Origin of the sequence: Nocardioides agri (genome assembly GCF_013778305.1) — a bacterium.
GTDB lineage: Bacteria > Actinomycetota > Actinomycetes > Propionibacteriales > Nocardioidaceae > Nocardioides > Nocardioides agri.
Genome location: NZ_JACEIC010000001.1, coordinates 207,503 through 223,818 on the forward strand (window position 1 = coordinate 207,503; position 16,316 = coordinate 223,818).

The 16,316-nt window shown below is 73.3% G+C and carries 15 protein-coding genes; all 15 read left to right on the forward strand.

What is annotated here, in order from left to right:
- Positions 1-22 precede the first annotated feature (22 nt).
- The 15 genes from HZF07_RS01205 to HZF07_RS01275 all read left to right on the forward strand — a co-directional run bounded on the left by HZF07_RS01205 (position 23) and on the right by HZF07_RS01275 (position 16,163).
- A complete protein-coding gene (locus HZF07_RS01205; protein WP_232523706.1) occupies positions 23-1,807 on the forward strand; it encodes a peptidoglycan D,D-transpeptidase FtsI family protein in 1,785 nt (594 codons plus the stop codon).
- Positions 1,808-1,833: 26 nt separating this feature from the next.
- Entirely contained in the window at positions 1,834-3,324 is a 1,491-nt protein-coding gene (locus tag HZF07_RS01210) for a UDP-N-acetylmuramoyl-L-alanyl-D-glutamate--2,6-diaminopimelate ligase (protein ID WP_458329474.1), read from the forward strand.
- A gap of 5 nt (positions 3,325-3,329) precedes the next feature.
- Positions 3,330-4,691, forward strand: a complete 1,362-nt coding sequence (locus HZF07_RS01215) for a UDP-N-acetylmuramoyl-tripeptide--D-alanyl-D-alanine ligase (RefSeq protein WP_157347348.1) — start codon at positions 3,330-3,332, stop codon at positions 4,689-4,691.
- Positions 4,688-5,758 (forward strand): phospho-N-acetylmuramoyl-pentapeptide-transferase, encoded by a 1,071-nt coding sequence (gene mraY, locus HZF07_RS01220; RefSeq protein WP_157346364.1) that lies wholly within the window; start codon positions 4,688-4,690, stop codon positions 5,756-5,758. The genes HZF07_RS01215 and mraY overlap by 4 nt, the downstream gene beginning before the upstream one ends.
- Positions 5,755-7,215: a UDP-N-acetylmuramoyl-L-alanine--D-glutamate ligase gene (murD, locus tag HZF07_RS01225; RefSeq protein WP_181644618.1), complete on the forward strand. Its 1,461-nt coding sequence runs from the start codon at positions 5,755-5,757 to the stop codon at positions 7,213-7,215. Before mraY ends, murD begins: the two co-directional genes overlap by 4 nt.
- Positions 7,216-7,247: 32 nt before the next feature.
- Positions 7,248-8,501, forward strand: a complete 1,254-nt coding sequence (gene ftsW, locus HZF07_RS01230) for a putative lipid II flippase FtsW (RefSeq protein WP_157346366.1) — start codon at positions 7,248-7,250, stop codon at positions 8,499-8,501.
- An 11-nt stretch (positions 8,502-8,512) separates the two neighbouring features.
- Positions 8,513-9,598 carry an undecaprenyldiphospho-muramoylpentapeptide beta-N-acetylglucosaminyltransferase gene (gene murG, locus HZF07_RS01235; RefSeq protein WP_157346368.1) on the forward strand — a complete coding sequence of 362 codons (1,086 nt, stop codon included), beginning with the start codon at positions 8,513-8,515 and terminating at the stop codon, positions 9,596-9,598.
- Positions 9,595-10,944: a UDP-N-acetylmuramate--L-alanine ligase gene (gene murC, locus HZF07_RS01240; protein ID WP_181644619.1), complete on the forward strand. Its 1,350-nt coding sequence runs from the start codon at positions 9,595-9,597 to the stop codon at positions 10,942-10,944. Before murG ends, murC begins: the two co-directional genes overlap by 4 nt.
- Positions 10,937-11,743 carry a cell division protein FtsQ/DivIB gene (locus HZF07_RS01245; RefSeq protein WP_157346370.1) on the forward strand — a complete coding sequence of 269 codons (807 nt, stop codon included), beginning with the start codon at positions 10,937-10,939 and terminating at the stop codon, positions 11,741-11,743. Before murC ends, HZF07_RS01245 begins: the two co-directional genes overlap by 8 nt.
- A gap of 172 nt (positions 11,744-11,915) precedes the next feature.
- A complete protein-coding gene (gene ftsZ, locus HZF07_RS01250) occupies positions 11,916-13,079 on the forward strand; it encodes a cell division protein FtsZ (protein ID WP_181644620.1) in 1,164 nt (387 codons plus the stop codon).
- Positions 13,076-13,753 (forward strand): polyphenol oxidase family protein, encoded by a 678-nt coding sequence (locus HZF07_RS01255; RefSeq protein ID WP_181644621.1) that lies wholly within the window; start codon positions 13,076-13,078, stop codon positions 13,751-13,753. The genes ftsZ and HZF07_RS01255 overlap by 4 nt, the downstream gene beginning before the upstream one ends.
- Positions 13,750-14,448, forward strand: a complete 699-nt coding sequence (locus tag HZF07_RS01260; RefSeq protein ID WP_181644622.1) for a YggS family pyridoxal phosphate-dependent enzyme — start codon at positions 13,750-13,752, stop codon at positions 14,446-14,448. The genes HZF07_RS01255 and HZF07_RS01260 overlap by 4 nt, the downstream gene beginning before the upstream one ends.
- A 61-nt stretch (positions 14,449-14,509) precedes the next feature.
- On the forward strand, positions 14,510-15,013 hold the full coding sequence (locus tag HZF07_RS01265; protein WP_157346372.1) for a cell division protein SepF: 504 nt from the start codon (positions 14,510-14,512) through the stop codon (positions 15,011-15,013).
- Between the two features lie 21 nt (positions 15,014-15,034).
- Complete coding sequence (locus tag HZF07_RS01270; protein WP_309504211.1) at positions 15,035-15,319, forward strand: YggT family protein; 285 nt, start codon at positions 15,035-15,037, stop codon at positions 15,317-15,319.
- A gap of 91 nt (positions 15,320-15,410) precedes the next feature.
- On the forward strand, positions 15,411-16,163 hold the full coding sequence (locus tag HZF07_RS01275; RefSeq protein ID WP_157346374.1) for a DivIVA domain-containing protein: 753 nt from the start codon (positions 15,411-15,413) through the stop codon (positions 16,161-16,163).
- The last annotated feature ends 153 nt before the right edge of the window (positions 16,164-16,316 follow it).

A 16,316-nucleotide genomic window follows, 5' to 3' on the forward strand; every position in this document is an offset into this window, starting at 1 on the left:
CCGTCCCCTGCAGGAGCCCACGTTGTCCTCGCCCCCGTCGCACGCGCCGACCCCCGGCGTACGGCGCGGCTCTCCGCAGCTGCGGCTGCGGATCGGGTTCCTCGTGATCGCGATCGCGCTGTCGGTGCTGGGCGCGCGGCTCGTGCAGCTCCAGGGCCTCGACCCCAACTCCTACGCCCAGATGGCGGCCGCCGAAGGGACGACCGAGGTCGAGCTGCCCGCGGAGCGCGGCGACATCCTGGACCGCAACGGCCGGCCGCTCGCCGACTCCGTCGCCGGGATGATGGTGTGGGCGGACCCGGAGCTCACCGACGAGCACGCGGCCGACATCGCGGCCTTCCTCTACAAGAAGCTCGACGTGGACTACGTCTCCACGCTCGCCAAGCTCCGTGAGCACCAGGTCGACGGCTCGGACGTCCGGTTCGAGTACATCGCCCGCCGGGTCCCCGCCACGCTCGCGACCGAGGTGGTCGAGGAGGCGGAGCGCCTGGACTACGAGGGTCTCGGCACCCGCCGCGACCCGCTGCGCTCCTACCCCGCGGGCGACGTCGCCGCGAACCTCGTCGGCTTCATCGGCACCGACGAGCCGCTGGCCGGCATGGAGCGGACGTTCGACACGCTGCTGTCGGGCACCGACGGCTCGGAGCGCTACGAGGTCGGCGGCGGCAACCGCATCCCGCTCGGCGAGAGCACGATCACCGAGCCGGTCAACGGCGCCGACCTGCACACCACGATCGACCAGGACCTCCAGTGGTTCGCCCAGCGCGCCGTGCGCCAGGCGGTCGAGGCGGCCCGCGCCGACTCCGGCTTCGCGGTCGTCATGGACAGCCGCACCGGCGAGCTGCTGGCGGTCGCCGACGACCCGACGTACGACGCCAACGACCCGGCCGGCGCGGACAAGCCCGACCTCGGGTCGCGCGCGCTGCAGGGTGTCTACGAGCCCGGCTCGGTCCAGAAGGTGCTCACCGTCAGCTCGCTCATCGACCAGGGCCTGGTCACGCCGCGCACCCAGATCGTGGTGCCGCCGGCGCTCAACCGCGACGGCCGCGTGATCCACGACTGGTTCGGCCACGGCACGATCCACATGACGCTCACCGGTGCGATCGCGCAGTCGTCCAACATCGGCACCGTGCTCGCGGCGGACCGGTTCAAGCAGGGCCAGCTCTACGACTACCTGCGGGCGTTCGGGCTCGGCCAGCGCACCGACATCGGCGTGCGCGGCGAGACGAAGGGCCTGCTGCCGCCGTTGAACAGCTGGACCTCCCAGCTCGAGGACCGCATCGACTTCGGCCAGTCCCTCTCGGTCAACGGCGTGCAGATGGCCGCCGCGATCAACACGATCGCCAACGGCGGCGTCCGGGTCTCGCCGAGCCTGATCGACGGCACGGCCACCACCGACAGCGGCCAGCAGGTCGGCACCGACCACACCACCCGCAAGCGCGTGGTCAGCGCCAAGGCCGCGCGCGACACGGCCCTGATGATGGAGCGCGTCGTCGACCCCGAGGTCGGCGTCGCGCCCGGCGCGGCGGTGCCCGGCTACCGCGTCGCCGGCAAGACCGGTACGGCGCAGCGCGTCGGCGAGGAGTGCGGCTGCTACGACGGCTCGTTCACGGTCTCGTTCGCGGGCTTCGCGCCCGCCGACGACCCGAGGTTCACGATCTACGTCGTCGTGCAGAACCCGAGGAACGGCGGCGGTGGCGGCTCGGTCGCCGGCCCGGTGTTCTCGAAGATCATGAGCTACACGCTGCGCCGCTACGGCGTACCACCCACCGGCACCAGGCCCTCACGACTCCCTGTGGAGTGGTGAGGGAGGCTCGGCGGTAGGTTCGCGTGGTGAGCGACTCCACCCGCCCCCAGGACCCACCGCGGACGCCGCTCTCGACCCTCGCCGACTGGCTGGGCGTGGGCCGCCCCGATGGCGCCGAGGACGTGCTGGTGACCGGGATCTCGCTGTCCTCCCAGCGCGTCCGGCCGGGGGACCTGTACGCCGCGCTGCCGGGCAGCCGGGCGCACGGCGTCGACTTCGCCGGCCCGGCGATCGGGTCCGGCGCCGTCGCCGTGCTGACCGACCCCGACGGCGCCGCGCGCGCGGACCTCCCGGTCCCCGTGCTGGCCGTCGACCGCCCCCGAGCGGTGCTCGGCCGACTCGCCGCCCACCTGTACGGCGACCCCGCGGCGTCGATGCGGATGGTCGGCGTGACCGGCACGCAGGGCAAGACCACGACCACCCGCCTGCTCGAGAGCGGTCTCACCGAACGGGGCGAGACCGCCGCGGTGATCGGCACGGTCGGCACCCGGGTGGCCGGTGAGGACGTGAAGACGGCGCTCACCACCCCCGAGGCGCCCGACCTGCACGCCCTGTTCGCGATGATGCGCGAGCGCGGCGTGACGACCTGCGCGATGGAGGTCTCCAGCCACGCGCTGGTGATGGGCCGCGTGGACGGCGTCGTCTTCGACGTCGCGGTCTTCTTGAACCTCGGCCGCGACCACTTGGACTTCCACGCCGACGTCGAGGACTACTTCCGCGCGAAGGCCTCGCTGTTCACGCCCGAGCGGGCGCGGCGAGCGCTGGTCAACGTCGACGACGAGCACGGCCGTCGGCTGGCCGCGGAGTGCGCGATCCCGGTGCGGACCTTCTCCGTGGCCGGTGCGGCCGACTGGCGGGCGAGCGACGTCGTGCTGCGCCCGGACGGCTCGTCGTTCGTGGTCACTGGGCCCGACGGCGTACGCGTGGAGGCGGGCTGTCCGCTGCCGGGGGAGTACAACGTCTCCAACACCCTGGCCGCCATCGCCGCGGCCGCCGAGGCGGGGGTCGACGCGGCCGCGGTCGCCTCGGGCATCGCCAGCGGCGCCGGCGTGCCGGGGCGCCTCGAGCGGGTCGAGGCCGGCCAGGACTTCCTGGTCGTCGTCGACTACGCCCACAAGCCCGACGCGGTCGAGGCGGCGATCGGCGCGCTGCGGCCGCTGACCGAGGGTCGCGTGATCGTCGTGCTCGGCGCCGGCGGTGACCGCGACCCCGGCAAGCGCCCGATCATGGCGGCCCTTGCGGCCGAGCTGGCCGACGTGCTCGTCGTCACCGACGACAACCCGCGCACCGAGGACCCGGCCGCGATCCGGGCCGCGATGCTGGCCGGCGCCGCCGGCGGTAGGGCGGAGGTCCTGGAGATCGGCGACCGGCGGGCCGCGATCCGCGCGGCGCTCGACCGTGCGGCACCCGGCGACGTCGTGCTGATCGCCGGGAAGGGACACGAGACCGGACAGGAGATCGACGGCGTGGTGCACCCCTTCGACGACCGCGAGGTGGCCCGGGAGGAGTTCGCGTGATCGCGATGACCCTGGCCGAGATCGCGACCGTGGTCGGCGGCACCGTCCACGGCGACGCCCGCGCCCGTGACGTGGTCGTCGACGGGGCGGCGTACGTCGACAGCCGGCAGGCCGTCCCCGGCGGGCTGTTCGTCGCGGTCGTCGGCGAGCAGGTCGACGGTCACGAGTACGCCGCCGGCGCGCACGCGGTCCTGGGCAGCCGCGCCACGGCGGCCCCGACCGTCGTCGTCGCCGACCCCGTCGTCGCGCTGGGCCGGCTGGCCCGGCACGTCGTGGACCGGGTCGACGCGATCGTCCTCGCGCTCACCGGCTCCCAGGGCAAGACCGGCACCAAGGACTACCTGGCGCAGGTGCTCGCCACGGTCGGGCCGACGGTCGCGACGCTCGGCAACCACAACAACGAGCTCGGCGTCCCCCTGACCGTGCTCACCGCCGACGCCGGCACCCGCTACCTGGTCGTCGAGATGGGCGCCCGGGGGATCGGCCACATCGGCTACCTCTGCGAGCTCGCGCCGCCGCGGGTCGCCGCCGTGCTCAACGTCGGCACCGCCCACCTCGGCGAGTTCGGCTCGCGCGAGGCGATCGCGCAGGCCAAGGGCGAGATCGTCGAGGCACTGCCCGCCGAGGGCACCGCGGTGCTCAACGCCGACGACGCGCTGGTCGCCGCGATGGCGACCCGCACCTCCGCCGCCGTGACGACTTTCGGCGCCGACGGCGACGTCGCCTGGCGCGGCCTCGAGCTCGACGAGCTGGGCCGCGCGTCCTTCGACCTCGGGCACGCGGGGGAGTGGCGGCCGGTCCGGCTGCAGCAGAGCGGCGCCCACCAGGTGCTCAACGCCGCCGCCGCGGCTGCGATGGCGCTCGCGGTCGGCGTCCCGCTGGCGCGGGTGGCCGCCGCGCTCAGCGCCGCCGCCGACGCCTCCCCGATGCGGATGGAGCTGCACGAGCGCGCCGACGGCCTGGTCGTCGTCAACGACGCCTACAACGCCAACCCAGCCTCGATGCAGGCGGCGCTCGAGGCGCTGGTCGCGATCGGCGCCCGGCGCGGGCGTCGTACGGTCGCGGTCCTGGGCGAGATGCGCGAGCTCGGCCCCACGGCGTACGACGAGCACGTCGGCGTCGGCCGGGCGGCGGCTGCGCTCGGCGTCGACGTCGTCGTGGCCGTCGGTCCTGAGGCTGCGGGCATCGCCGCGGGAGCCGGGGATGAGGCGATCGTCACGGCGGGGCGTGCCGAGGCACTGGCCTGGGTGCGCGAGAATGTCGCGGGCGCCGACGTCGTGCTGGTCAAGGCCTCGCGCGGCGCCGCCCTGGAAGTGATCGCCGACGGGCTGCTGGCCCACGACGTGGAGGGAGGGAGCGCACGATGAGAGCCATCCTGTTCGGCGGTGGCCTGGCGCTGCTGTTCTCGCTCCTCGGCACCCGGGTCGCGATCAACCTCTTCACCAAGTGGGGCTACGGCCAGGAGATCCGCGACGACGGCCCCACCAGCCACCACACCAAGCGCGGCACGCCCACGATGGGCGGCGTCGTCATCATCCTGGCGACGGTCGTCGGCTACTTCGGCGCGCTGCTGATCACCCAGACCGTGCCGTCGGCGTCCGCGCTGCTGCTCCTCTTCCTCTTCGTCGGGATGGGCCTGGTCGGGTTCCTCGACGACTACATCAAGATCTCCAAGCAGCGCAGCCTCGGGCTGCGCAGCAAGGCCAAGATGATCGGCCAGACGCTCATCGCGGTGGTCTTCGGCGTGCTGGCGCTCTCGCACTGGCTCGAGGACGGGGACGGCGTGACACCGGCCTCGCAGAAGATCTCGTTCCTGCGCGACATCGGCTGGCTGGCGCTGCCGATGGTCGTCGCCGTGCTGCTGATCTGGTTCATCATCGTTGCGACCAGCAACGGCGTGAACCTCACCGACGGCCTCGACGGCCTGGCCACCGGCGCGTGCACCATGGTCTTCGGCGCCTACATGCTGGTGAACATCTGGCAGAACAACCAGTCCTGCGCGGTCGAGAACACCGCGCTCTGCTACGACGTGCGCGACCCGCTCGACCTGGCGATCGTGGCCGCCGCGCTGACCGGCGCGTGCTTCGGCTTCCTGTGGTGGAACGCCCCGCCGGCCGCGATCTTCATGGGCGACACCGGCTCGCTCTCGCTCGGTGGCGCCCTCGCCGGCCTCGCGATCCTCACCCGCACCGAGCTGCTGCTGATCGTCCTCGGCGGCCTCTTCCTCATCGAGACCCTGTCGGTGATGCTCCAGGTCGGCTACTTCAAGCTCACCCGGGGCAAGCGGATCTTCCGGATGGCCCCGCTGCACCACCACTTCGAGATGCTCGGCTGGGAGCAGGTCACGGTCGTGATCCGCTTCTGGATCATCACCGGGCTCTGCGTCGCCGCGGGTCTGGGCATCTTCTACGCCGAGTGGGTCGCTCGGCTGTGAACGTCGACGGTCTCGGCCGGCACGACTCCTGGGAGGGCGTGCGCGCGGTCGTCGCAGGGTTCGGCGTGTCCGGCTTCGCCGCCGCCGACAACCTCAACCACCTCGGCGCGACCGTCGTCGCGCTCGACGAGTCCGACGCCGGCGACCGGGCCGACAAGGCGCAGCTGCTCGAGGTGCTCGGCGCCGACGTACGCCTCGGCCCCGGCAGCACCGCGGTGCTGCCGGACGACGTCGACCTGCTCGTCACCTCGCCTGGCTGGAGGCCCGACGCGCCGCTGCTCGCGCAGGCCGCCGCGCGCGGCATCCCGGTGTGGGGGGAGGTGGAGCTGGCCTGGCGGCTGCGCGACCCCGACCACCACACGCCCTGGCTGGCCGTCACCGGCACCAACGGCAAGACCACGACCGTGCAGATGCTCGACTCGATCCTGCGCGCCGCCGGCCTGCGCAGCATCGCCGTCGGCAACGTCGGGCTGCCGATCGTCGAGGCGGTGATGGACTCCGAGCCCTACGACGTCCTCGCGGTCGAGCTCTCCAGCTTCCAGCTGCACTACACCCACTCGATGAGCGCCGAGTCGGCCGCCGTGCTCAACCTCGCCGAGGACCACCTCGACTGGTACGCCGGGCCGACCGGCATGGCCGACTACGCCGCCGACAAGGGCCGGATCTACGAGCGCGTCCAGCGCGCCTGCGTCTACAACGTCGCCGACCCCGAGACCGAGCGGCTGGTCCGCGAGGCCGACGTGATGGAGGGCGCGCGGGCGATCGGCTTCACGCTGGGCATGCCGTCGGTCGGCATGGTCGGCGTGGTCGAGGACATCCTGGCCGACCGCGCCTTCATCGAGCAGCGCGACACCAGCGCCGCCGAGCTGTGCACGATCGCCGACCTGGCCTCGCCCGCTCCGCACTTCGTGGCCAACGCGCTCGCAGCGGCCGCGCTGGCCCGCTCGCACGGCGTCTCCCAGGCCGCCGTGCGCGACGGGCTGCGGTCCTTCCGCCCCGACGGCCACCGGATCGCGGTCGTGGCGGAGCGCGACGGCGTCACCTGGGTCGACGACTCCAAGGCCACCAACCCGCACGCCGCGCAGTCCTCGCTGCAGGCCTACGACCCGGTCGTCTGGGTCGCCGGCGGGCTGGCGAAGGGCGCGAGCTTCGACGACCTCGTGGTGGCGGTCCGGGACCGGCTGCGCGGCGTCGTGCTGCTCGGTCACGACCGCGACGTGATCGCCGCCGCGCTTTCGCGACACGCCCCGGATGTTCCGGTGATCGTGGTCGGCGACGGCGAGACTGGCCCCGTAGATGGTGGACATGCCATGGAGCGCGTCGTCACCGCGGCGGCCGAGTTGTCTCGACCCGGCGACACGGTCCTGCTCGCTCCCGGCTGCGCGTCCATGGACATGTTCGCCAACTACGCCGAGCGCGGCGACGCGTTCGCGGACGCCGTACGACGCAGGGCCTAGCACGACAGCTGGCACGGACAGGGAGGGACGCGATGACCACCGTCAGCCCTCCGCTCCCGGCACCGGAGGCCCAGGCGCGCCGCACCTCGTGGGGACACTGGTACGCCGCCGTCCGGCACGCGCTCGACCGCCCGCTGACGGCCTATTACTTGCTGCTCGGTGCCTCGGGGCTGCTGCTCACCATCGGCCTGATCATGGTGCTGAGCGCGTCGAGCGTCTACTCCTACGAGCAGAACGGCAGCTCCTACGCCGTCGTCACCCGCCAGCTCATGTGGGTGGCGATCGGTCTGCCCTGCGCCTGGGTGGCCTCCCGGCTGCCCACGTCGTTCGTACGTCGCTTCGCCTGGCTCGGCCTGATCCTGGCCGTCGTGCTGCTCGCGCTGGTGCGGGTGCCGGGACTCGGTCGCGAGGTCAACGGCAACACCAACTGGCTCGGTCTCGGCCCGTTCGTGGTCCAGCCGGCCGAGGTCGCCAAGCTCGCGATCGTGCTGTGGGCGGCCCACATCTACGCCCGCAAGGACAAGCGGCTCGGCAGCTTCCACGAGGTGCTGATGCCGGTCGTGCCCGGCGTGCTGCTCGTGGTCGGCCTCGTGGTGCTCGGCAAGGACCTCGGCACCGCCCTGGTGCTCGCCGCGATCCTGATGGCGATGCTGTGGGTGGTCGGCGCACCCGGCCGGCTCTTCGCGGCGATGCTCAGCGGCGTCGCGGTGCTGGCGTTCTACCTCGCCTCCACCAGCTCCGAGCGCCTGGCGCGGCTCTCGAACTTCGCCGACCCGTTCAAGGACTACCTCGACACCGGGTGGCAGCCGGCGCACGGCCTCTACGCGCTGTCGTCGGGCGGCATCTTCGGCGAGGGCATCGGCTCGAGCCGCCAGAAGTGGGGCGACCTGCCCGAGGCGCACACCGACTTCATCTTCGCCGTGCTCGGCGAGGAGCTCGGCCTGATCGGCACGCTGCTCGTCGTGGGCCTCTTCCTCACGATCGCCTACGCCGCGGTCCGGATCGCGACCCACACGACCGAGCCGTTCGTCCGCTACATGAGCTTCGGCATCGTCGTCTGGCTGCTCGGGCAGATGATCATCAACGTCGGCATGGTGCTCGCCCTCGTCCCGGTCATCGGCATCCCGCTGCCGCTGGTCTCCTACGGCGGCTCCGCACTCGTCCCGTCCCTGGTCGCCCTCGGCCTCCTCATCGGCTTCGCCCGCCGCGACCCGGAGGCCGCGCAGGCGTTGGCGCAGCGCAAGAAGGCCCGCTCCGCCGGTCTCGCCGCCGGCCGCGTTTCCTAGGATTGCCCGCGATGCGCATCCTGCTCGCCGGCGGTGGAACCGCCGGCCACACCTCCCCCCTGCTCGCCACCGCCGACGCCCTCCGACGGCTCCGTCCCGACGTCGAGATCACCTGCCTCGGCACCCCGCGCGGCCTCGAGACCACGGTGGTCCCCGCCGCCGGCTACCCGCTGGAGCTGACCCCGCCGGTGCCGCTCCCGCGCCGGCCCAGCGCCGACCTCCTCAAGGTCCCGACGCGGCTCCGGGCCGCGGTCAGGGAGACCCGCGCGGTGCTCGACCGGGTGCGGCCCGACGTGGTCGTGGGCTACGGCGGCTACGTCTCGATGCCGCTCTACCTCGCCGTCCGCAAGGGCCAGGTGCCGCTGGTGATCCACGAGCAGAACGCCGTGCCTGGCCTGGCCAACAGGGCCGGCGCGCGGTTCGCGAGCCGGGTGGCCGTGAGCTTCCCGGACACCCCGTTGCGGCGGGCCGAGCTCGTCGGGCTGCCGATCCGCCCGATGATCTCGGGCCTCGACCGGGAGGCGATGCGCGCCGAGGCCCGCGCGTTCTTCGGCCTCGACCTCGACCGGCCCACACTGCTGGTCACCGGCGGCTCCCAGGGCGCCCGGCGGCTCAACCAGCAGGTGTCGGCCGCCGCCGCGGCGATGGCCTCGGCCGGCGTCCAGGTGCTGCACGTCCAGGGCAAGCACGGGGGAGCGGAGCCGGCGCCCACCGACGTCCCCTACGTCGTGGTCGACTTCGTCGAACGGATGGACCTCGCCTACGCCGCCGCCGACCTGGCCCTGTGCCGCGCGGGCGCCAACAGCGTCACCGAGGCCGCCGCGGTCGGGCTGCCGGCCGTCTACGTGCCGCTGCCGATCGGCAACGGCGAGCAGGTGCTCAACGCACGCCCCGTCGTCGCCGCGGGCGGCGGCCTGATCGTCGACGACCTCGAGCTCACCACCGACTGGATCGTCGAGCACGTGCCGGCCCTCGCTGTCGACGCCGAGCGGCTCGCCCAGATGGGCGCGGCGGCCGCCGCGGTGGTCCCGCGCGACGCCGACGAGAAGCTCGCCCGCATCGTCCTCGAGGTCGCCCGAGCAGGGGCGGAGCGGTGAAGGTCCCGGTCCCGGACGAGATCCTGCCCGCCGACCGGCTGGGACACGTCCACTTCGTCGGCATCGGCGGCGCCGGCCTGTCCGGCATCGCCCGCATCATGCTGGCGCGCGGCATCGCGGTCAGCGGCAGCGACGGCACCGACTCGCCGACGCTCCAGGCGCTGCGCGACCTCGGTGCCACGGTGCACCTCGGGCACGCCGCCGACCAGCTCGGCGACGCCGACACCGTGGTCGTCTCGACCGCGGTCCGCGAGGACAACCCCGAGTACGCCGAGGCGGTGCGCCGCGGCCTGCGGGTGCTCCCGCGCTCGGCCGCCCTGGCCGCGGTGATGGCCGGCCGCCGGGTGGTCGCCGTCGCGGGCACCCACGGCAAGACGACCACGACGTCGCTGCTCACGGTCGCGCTGCAGGCGGCCGGCGCGGATCCGGCGTACGCCATCGGTGGCGACCTGTCCGCGACCGGCGTCAACGCGGCCGACGGGACGGGCGAGGTCTTCGTCGCCGAGGCCGACGAGAGCGACGGCGCCTTCCTGCACTACGCGCCGTACGCCGCGGTCGTCACCAACGTCGAGGCCGACCACCTCGACAACTGGGGCACCGAGGAGGCCTACGTCGCGGCGTTCGACGAGTTCGCCGCGACGGTCGCGGCCGACGGCTTCCTGGTGTGCTGCGTCGACGACCCCGGCGCGGCGGCGCTCGCCGAGCGGCAGCGCGCGGCCGGCCGCCGGGTCATCGAGGTCTCCGCGGGTGCGCCCGAGGCGCTCGCCGGTGTGACGCTCTGGTCGCCGGGGGCGCACTACCTCGCCGACGCGCTCGCGGCCCACGCGGCCGGCGTCGCGCTCGGCTACGACCCCGCCGACCTCGCGCGCGGGGTGGCGGCCTACACCGGCACCAAGCGCCGCATGGAGCCCAAGGGCGAGGCCGGCGGCGTCCGGGTCTACGACAGCTATGCCCATCACCCCACCGAGATCGCCGGCGACCTGCAGGCGGCGCGGGCGCTCGCGGGGGAGGGCCGCGTCGTCGTGGCCTTCCAGCCGCACCTGGTCTCGCGCACCCGGATCTTCGGCACCGCGATGGGCGAGGCGCTCGGCGCCGCCGACGAGGTCGTCGTGCTCGACGTCTACCTCGCCCGCGAGGACGCCGACCCGGCCGTGACCGGCGCGCTGGTGGCCGGCGCGGTGCCGCTGCCCGCCGCCCAGGTGGCGTTCGTGCCCGACCTCGCCGACGCGGCCGCGGCGCTGGCCGCCCGGGCCCGGCCCGGCGACCTGGTCCTCACCCTCGGCGCGGGCACGGTCACCGAGGTGGCCCCGCAGGTGCTGGCACTGCTGGGGGCGGCTGATGGCTAGACCCCGCGACCCGGAGGCGACCCAGGGCTTCGACGCCCTCAGCGCCGCGTCGGACGACGGCCCCGAGCCGGCCCCGGATCCGGCGCTCGAGCGCAACCGGCGCCGGTTCGCGCGCCGGCAGCGCGCCCGCCGCTGGCTCGCCTGGCGCCGCGTGCTGGCCGTGCTGCTGGTGCTGCTGCTGGTCGTCGGCGGGCTGTGGCTGGTGTTCGGCTCGTCGTACCTCTCCGTGCACGGCGCCCACGTCACCGGGGTCGAGCACCTGCGCGCCGACCAGGTCGAGCGCGCGGCCGCGGTGCCCGTGGGCGAGCCGCTCGCCACCGTCGACCTCGACCGCATCCGGACCCGGGTCGAGGCGCTGGCGCCCGTGAAGTCCGCCGACGTCAGCCGCGAGTGGCCCGACCGCGTGCGGATCGTCGTCACCGAGCGCGAGCCCGTCGCCGTCGTCACGCTCGGCGGCCGACTCCGAGGTCTGGACGCCGATGGGGTCGTCTTCCGCGACTACCAGCGAGCACCCGCCGACCTGCCGCAGATCGAGACCGACGCCGACACCGGCTCGGAGGCGCTGCGCGAAGGTGCGCTGGTCGTCGCCGCGCTCCCCGGCGACCTCGCCTCCGACGTCGATCACGTCGACGTCGCCACCGTCGACGAGATCACCCTCGAGCTGCGCGACGGCCGCGAGGTGATCTGGGGGAGTGCGGAGCAGACCGAGCAGAAGGCCGCCGTCCTCGGCGAGCTGCTCGATGCCGTCGAGGCCGAGCGCTACGACGTCAGCGTTCCCGGGCAGCCGACCACCCGCTAGGCGGCGTGTCGCCGCCAAATGGCGTGCCGCCCTGCCTAGTGTCGTCGGCACGGCGAGGTTGACATAACTATAACCCTCAGGTTGAGGGTCAGAGTTGAGGAACACGCCGATCGACTTCCCCAGTACCAGCAGACATCCCGAACATCCGCACGCAGAGCGAAGGGCGAAAGCCGTGGCAGCAGCACAGAACTACCTGGCCATCATCAAGGTCGTGGGCATCGGTGGTGGTGGTGTCAACGCCGTCAACCGGATGATCGAGGTCGGCCTCAAGGGCGTCGAGTTCATCGCCATCAACACCGACGCCCAGGCGCTGCTGATGAGCGACGCCGACGTCAAGCTCGACATCGGCCGCGAGCTCACCCGTGGACTCGGCGCCGGCGCCAACCCCGACGTGGGCGCCCGGGCCGCCGACGACCACGCCGACGAGATCGAGGAGGTCATGAAGGGCGCCGACATGGTCTTCGTGACCGCCGGCGAGGGCGGCGGCACGGGCACCGGCGGTGCGCCCGTCGTGGCCCGGATCGCGCGCAGCCTCGGCGCCCTGACGATCGGCGTCGTCACCCGGCCGTTCGCCTTCGAGGGCCGGCGTCGCGCCAACTCCGCCGAGGAGGGCATCGCGCAGCTGCGCGAGGAGGTCGACACCCTCATCGTGATCCCCAACGACCGGCTGCTCTCGATCAGCGACCGCAACGTCTCGGTGCTCGACGCGTTCAAGCAGGCCGACCAGGTGCTGCTGCAGGGTGTCTCCGGCATCACCGACCTGATCACCACGCCCGGCCTGATCAACCTCGACTTCGCCGACGTGAAGTCCGTGATGTCCAACGCCGGGTCGGCGCTCATGGGCATCGGCTCGGCGCGTGGCGACGACCGCTCCGTCGCGGCCGCCGAGATGGCGGTGTCCAGCCCGCTGCTCGAGGCGAGCATCGACGGCGCCCACGGCGTGCTGCTCTCGATCGCCGGTGGCTCCGACCTCGGCCTCTTCGAGATCAACGAGGCGGCGGCGCTGGTCGCCGACGCCGTGCACCCCGAGGCCAACATCATCTTCGGCGCCACCATCGACGACGCCCTCGGCGACGAGGTCCGGGTGACCGTCATCGCCGCCGGCTTCGACGGTGGCCAGCCCAAGCGCCGCGACGAGGGCTCGACGCTGCGCAAGGACCCGCGCCCGGAGGCCAAGCCGGCTCCGCGACCCGAGGCCGAGCGGGCCACGGTCCCGGCGAGCGCCCCGGCGGCGTCGTCGTCCGACAAGCCGGTCCAGCCGACCGCGCCGCGACCGGCGCCGACCCAGGTCCAGTTCGACGACGACGACCTGGACGTGCCCGACTTCCTCAAGTGACCTTCTTCCACGTCGACACCGTGCCGGTCGCCACCGGCACGGTGTCGGTCGCGTTCACGGACCGCCGCCTCGACCTCGGCGACCTCGCGGCCGACGACGTCCGAGCCGCCGGCCTCGCCGAGGTCGCCGCAGCGACCGGCGCCACGCCGTACCTCATGCACCAGGTGCACGGCACCGCGGTGCACGTCGTCACCGGGCCGGACGGCGCGTTCCCGGACGCCGACGCGCTGGTGACGGCCGAGGCGGGCGTCGCCCTGCTGGCGCGGGCCGCCGACTGCGTCCCGGTGCTGCTGGTCGCCGACGACGGCCGGATCGCGGCCGTGCACGCAGGGCGCGAGGGCGTACGCCGCGGCGTCGTCCCGGCCACGCTCGCGGCGCTCGGTCGCGTGCCGGTCCGTGCCTGGGTCGGTCCGCACATCTGCGGCGGCTGCTACGAGGTGCCGGAGGAGATGCGCGCCGAGGTGGCCGCGGCGGTGCCTGCCACCCACGCCAGCACGACCTGGGGCACGCCCGCGCTCGACCTCGGCGCCGGGGTGCTCGCCCAGCTCGCGGAGGCGGGCGTGCCGGCGACGGAGGTCGGCGGCTGCACCCGCGAGGACGACACGCTCCACTCCCACCGGCGCGACGGGGCGGCCGCCGGCCGGCTCGCGGGCGTCGTGTGGAGGCACCCGTGAGCCGCTACGACGAGGTCGCCGCCAATCTGGCGGCCGTGCGTGAGCGGATCGCGACCGCGTGCGCGGAGACCGATCGCGACCCGGCGGAGGTCCGGCTCGTCGTCGTCACCAAGTACTTCCCGGCGTCCGACGTGCGCATCCTCGCCGACCTGGGGGTCACCGACGTGGGGGAGAACCGGCACCAGGAGGCGCAGGCCAAGGCCGCCGAGTGCGCCGACCTCGACCTCACCTGGCACTTCATCGGCGCCCTCCAGAGCAACAAGGCCGCGGCGGTCGCGGCCTACGCCGACGTCGTCGAGTCCGTCGACCGGACCAAGCTGGTCGCTGGACTCGACCGCGGCGCCCACGAGCGCGACCGCCCGGTCGACGTGCTGCTCCAGGTCAGCCTCGACCCGCCGGGCCGCGAGGGTCGGGCCGGCGCGGACGCCGACGACCTGCCCGCCCTCGCGGCGGCCGTCGGCGCCGCCGGGCTGCTCCGGCTGCGCGGGCTGATGGCGGTCGCCCCGCTCGGCGAGGACCCGGAGGCGGCGTTCGAGCGGCTCGCCGGCGTCCGCCGCGGCTTCCTGGTCGACCACCCGCACGCCACCTGGCTCTCGGCCGGCATGAGCGGCGACCTGGAGCACGCCGTACGACACGGCGCGACACACGTGCGCATAGGCTCCGCGGTCCTCGGTCCGAGGCCTCGGGTCCAGTAGGGTCCAAAACACCAACAGTGCAGCCCCACCTGGGGATGCGGAGTTCCGGAGGACGACAGTCATGAGCGGCGCGATGCGCAGGATCGGCGAGTACCTCGGCCTGCTCGAGGACACCGGCCGGTACGACGACGAGTACGCCACCTACGAAGGCGACTACGAGACGCAGGAGACGATGCCGGTCTCGGCGCGGCAGGCCAAGGCCCCGTCGCGCCCGGCGACCGTCGCCGACCTCTCGGAGCGGCGCCGCCCGGCGACCGCGACCGGTCCGACCGGGGTGGTCGCGGAGCTCTCCCGCATCACCACGCTGCACCCGCGCACCTACAACGAGGCGCGCACGGTCGGCGAGAACTTCCGCGAGGGCACGCCGGTCATCATGAACCTCTCGGAGATGGACGACGCCGACGCCAAGCGACTGGTGGACTTCGCGGCTGGGCTCGTCTTTGCCACTCGTGGCACCATCGAGCGCATCACCAACAAGGTCTTCCTGCTCTCCCCTCCCAACGTCTCGGTCGCAGCCGAGGACAAGGCGCGGATCGTCGAGGGCGGGTTCTTCAACCAGAGCTAGGACTCGTCGTACGTGCAAACCGTGGGAATCGTCATCCAGATCGTGCTCTGGGTGTTCATCGCGCTGCTGTGGGTCCGGTTCATCGTGGACTGGGTGCAGATCTTCGCGCGCCAGTGGTCGCCGCGGGGCGCCCTGCTGGTCGGCCTGGAGGGCGTCTACTCCGCGACCGACCCACCGATCAAGGCACTGCGCCGCGTGGTGCCGCCGCTGCGCATCGGGAACATCTCCCTGGACCTGAGCTTCCTGATCGTGATGGTCCTGGCCTACGTGCTGCTCTCGCTCAACGCGAGGCTGCTGCTGACCTGATGGGTCATCGACTACTTGGCTGCGCCTGCCACCGTGGCAGGCGCTATTGTTCGACCGACAGTAACTCTGACGAGAATGAATGGGTGAGGTCATGCCGCTGACGCCTGAGGACGTGAGCAACAAGCGCTTTACTCCTGTCCGGCTCCGTGAGGGCTACGACATGGGCGAGGTGGACCAGTTCCTCGACGAGGTGGAGGCGGAGCTAGCGCGGCTCACGAAGGAGAACGACGACCTCAGGTCGAAGCTTTCCGCCGCGCAGTCCGGCGCGCCGGTCCCGACGTCCGCCCCGACTCCCGAGCCGGTGGTCGAGAAGAAGCCGGAGCCCGAGCCGGCCCCGGTCGCAGCCCCCGCGCCGGTCGTCGCGGCCGTGGCCAGCCCGGTGGAGACGATCCGCGTCGAGACGGTCCCCGAGGCCTCCAACGCCGCGGCCCGCCTGCTGGAGATCGCGACCCGCAACGCCGACGAGCTGGTCGAGGACGCCAAGAACGAGGCCGACAAGATCATCGCCGAGGCGCGCACGAAGTCCGAGCGCCTCGACGTCGAGTCCCGCACCAAGGCCGACCGGCTCGAGGCGGACGCCCGGACCCGGGCCCAGATGCTCGACTCCGAGACCGCCGAGCGCCGCCGCCAGATGTTCGGCGACCTCGAGAAGGAGCGCGACAAGCTCAACAGCGAGGTGGAGAACCTGCGCTCGTTCGAGCGCGAGTACCGCTCCCGCCTCAAGAGCTACTTCACCCAGCAGCTCGAGGCGCTCAACGCCGGCTCCGAGCCGCCCGCCTCCGCCGGCGAGGACTCGCCGGCGCCGAAGCGGCTGCGCTCGATCCTCGGCGAGGACGACGCCTGATCCAGGCCTGGGACCGGCGCTGAGCCGGCTCCGACGACACCGGTCGACCCCTCGTGGGCCGACCGGTGTCGCGCTTTCCCGGTGCGTCGGTTTGAGGGGGCTGGTGTCACCGGCTAGATTCCCTGCACCCGATTCGGGTGGCACGTGCCCCGC

Excerpts from the sequence above, each read along its gene's own strand:
- HZF07_RS01275 (WP_157346374.1), top strand. The coding sequence starts at position 15,411 with ATGCCGCTGACGCCTGAGGACGTGAGCAACAAGCGCTTTACTCCTGTC.
- HZF07_RS01215 (WP_157347348.1), top strand. The coding sequence starts at position 3,330 with ATGACCCTGGCCGAGATCGCGACCGTGGTCGGCGGCACCGTCCACGGC.
- ftsW (WP_157346366.1), top strand. The coding sequence starts at position 7,248 with ATGACCACCGTCAGCCCTCCGCTCCCGGCACCGGAGGCCCAGGCGCGC.
- mraY (WP_157346364.1), top strand. The coding sequence starts at position 4,688 with ATGAGAGCCATCCTGTTCGGCGGTGGCCTGGCGCTGCTGTTCTCGCTC.
- HZF07_RS01265 (WP_157346372.1), top strand. The coding sequence starts at position 14,510 with ATGAGCGGCGCGATGCGCAGGATCGGCGAGTACCTCGGCCTGCTCGAG.
- murG (WP_157346368.1), top strand. The coding sequence starts at position 8,513 with ATGCGCATCCTGCTCGCCGGCGGTGGAACCGCCGGCCACACCTCCCCC.
- HZF07_RS01245 (WP_157346370.1), top strand. The coding sequence starts at position 10,937 with ATGGCTAGACCCCGCGACCCGGAGGCGACCCAGGGCTTCGACGCCCTC.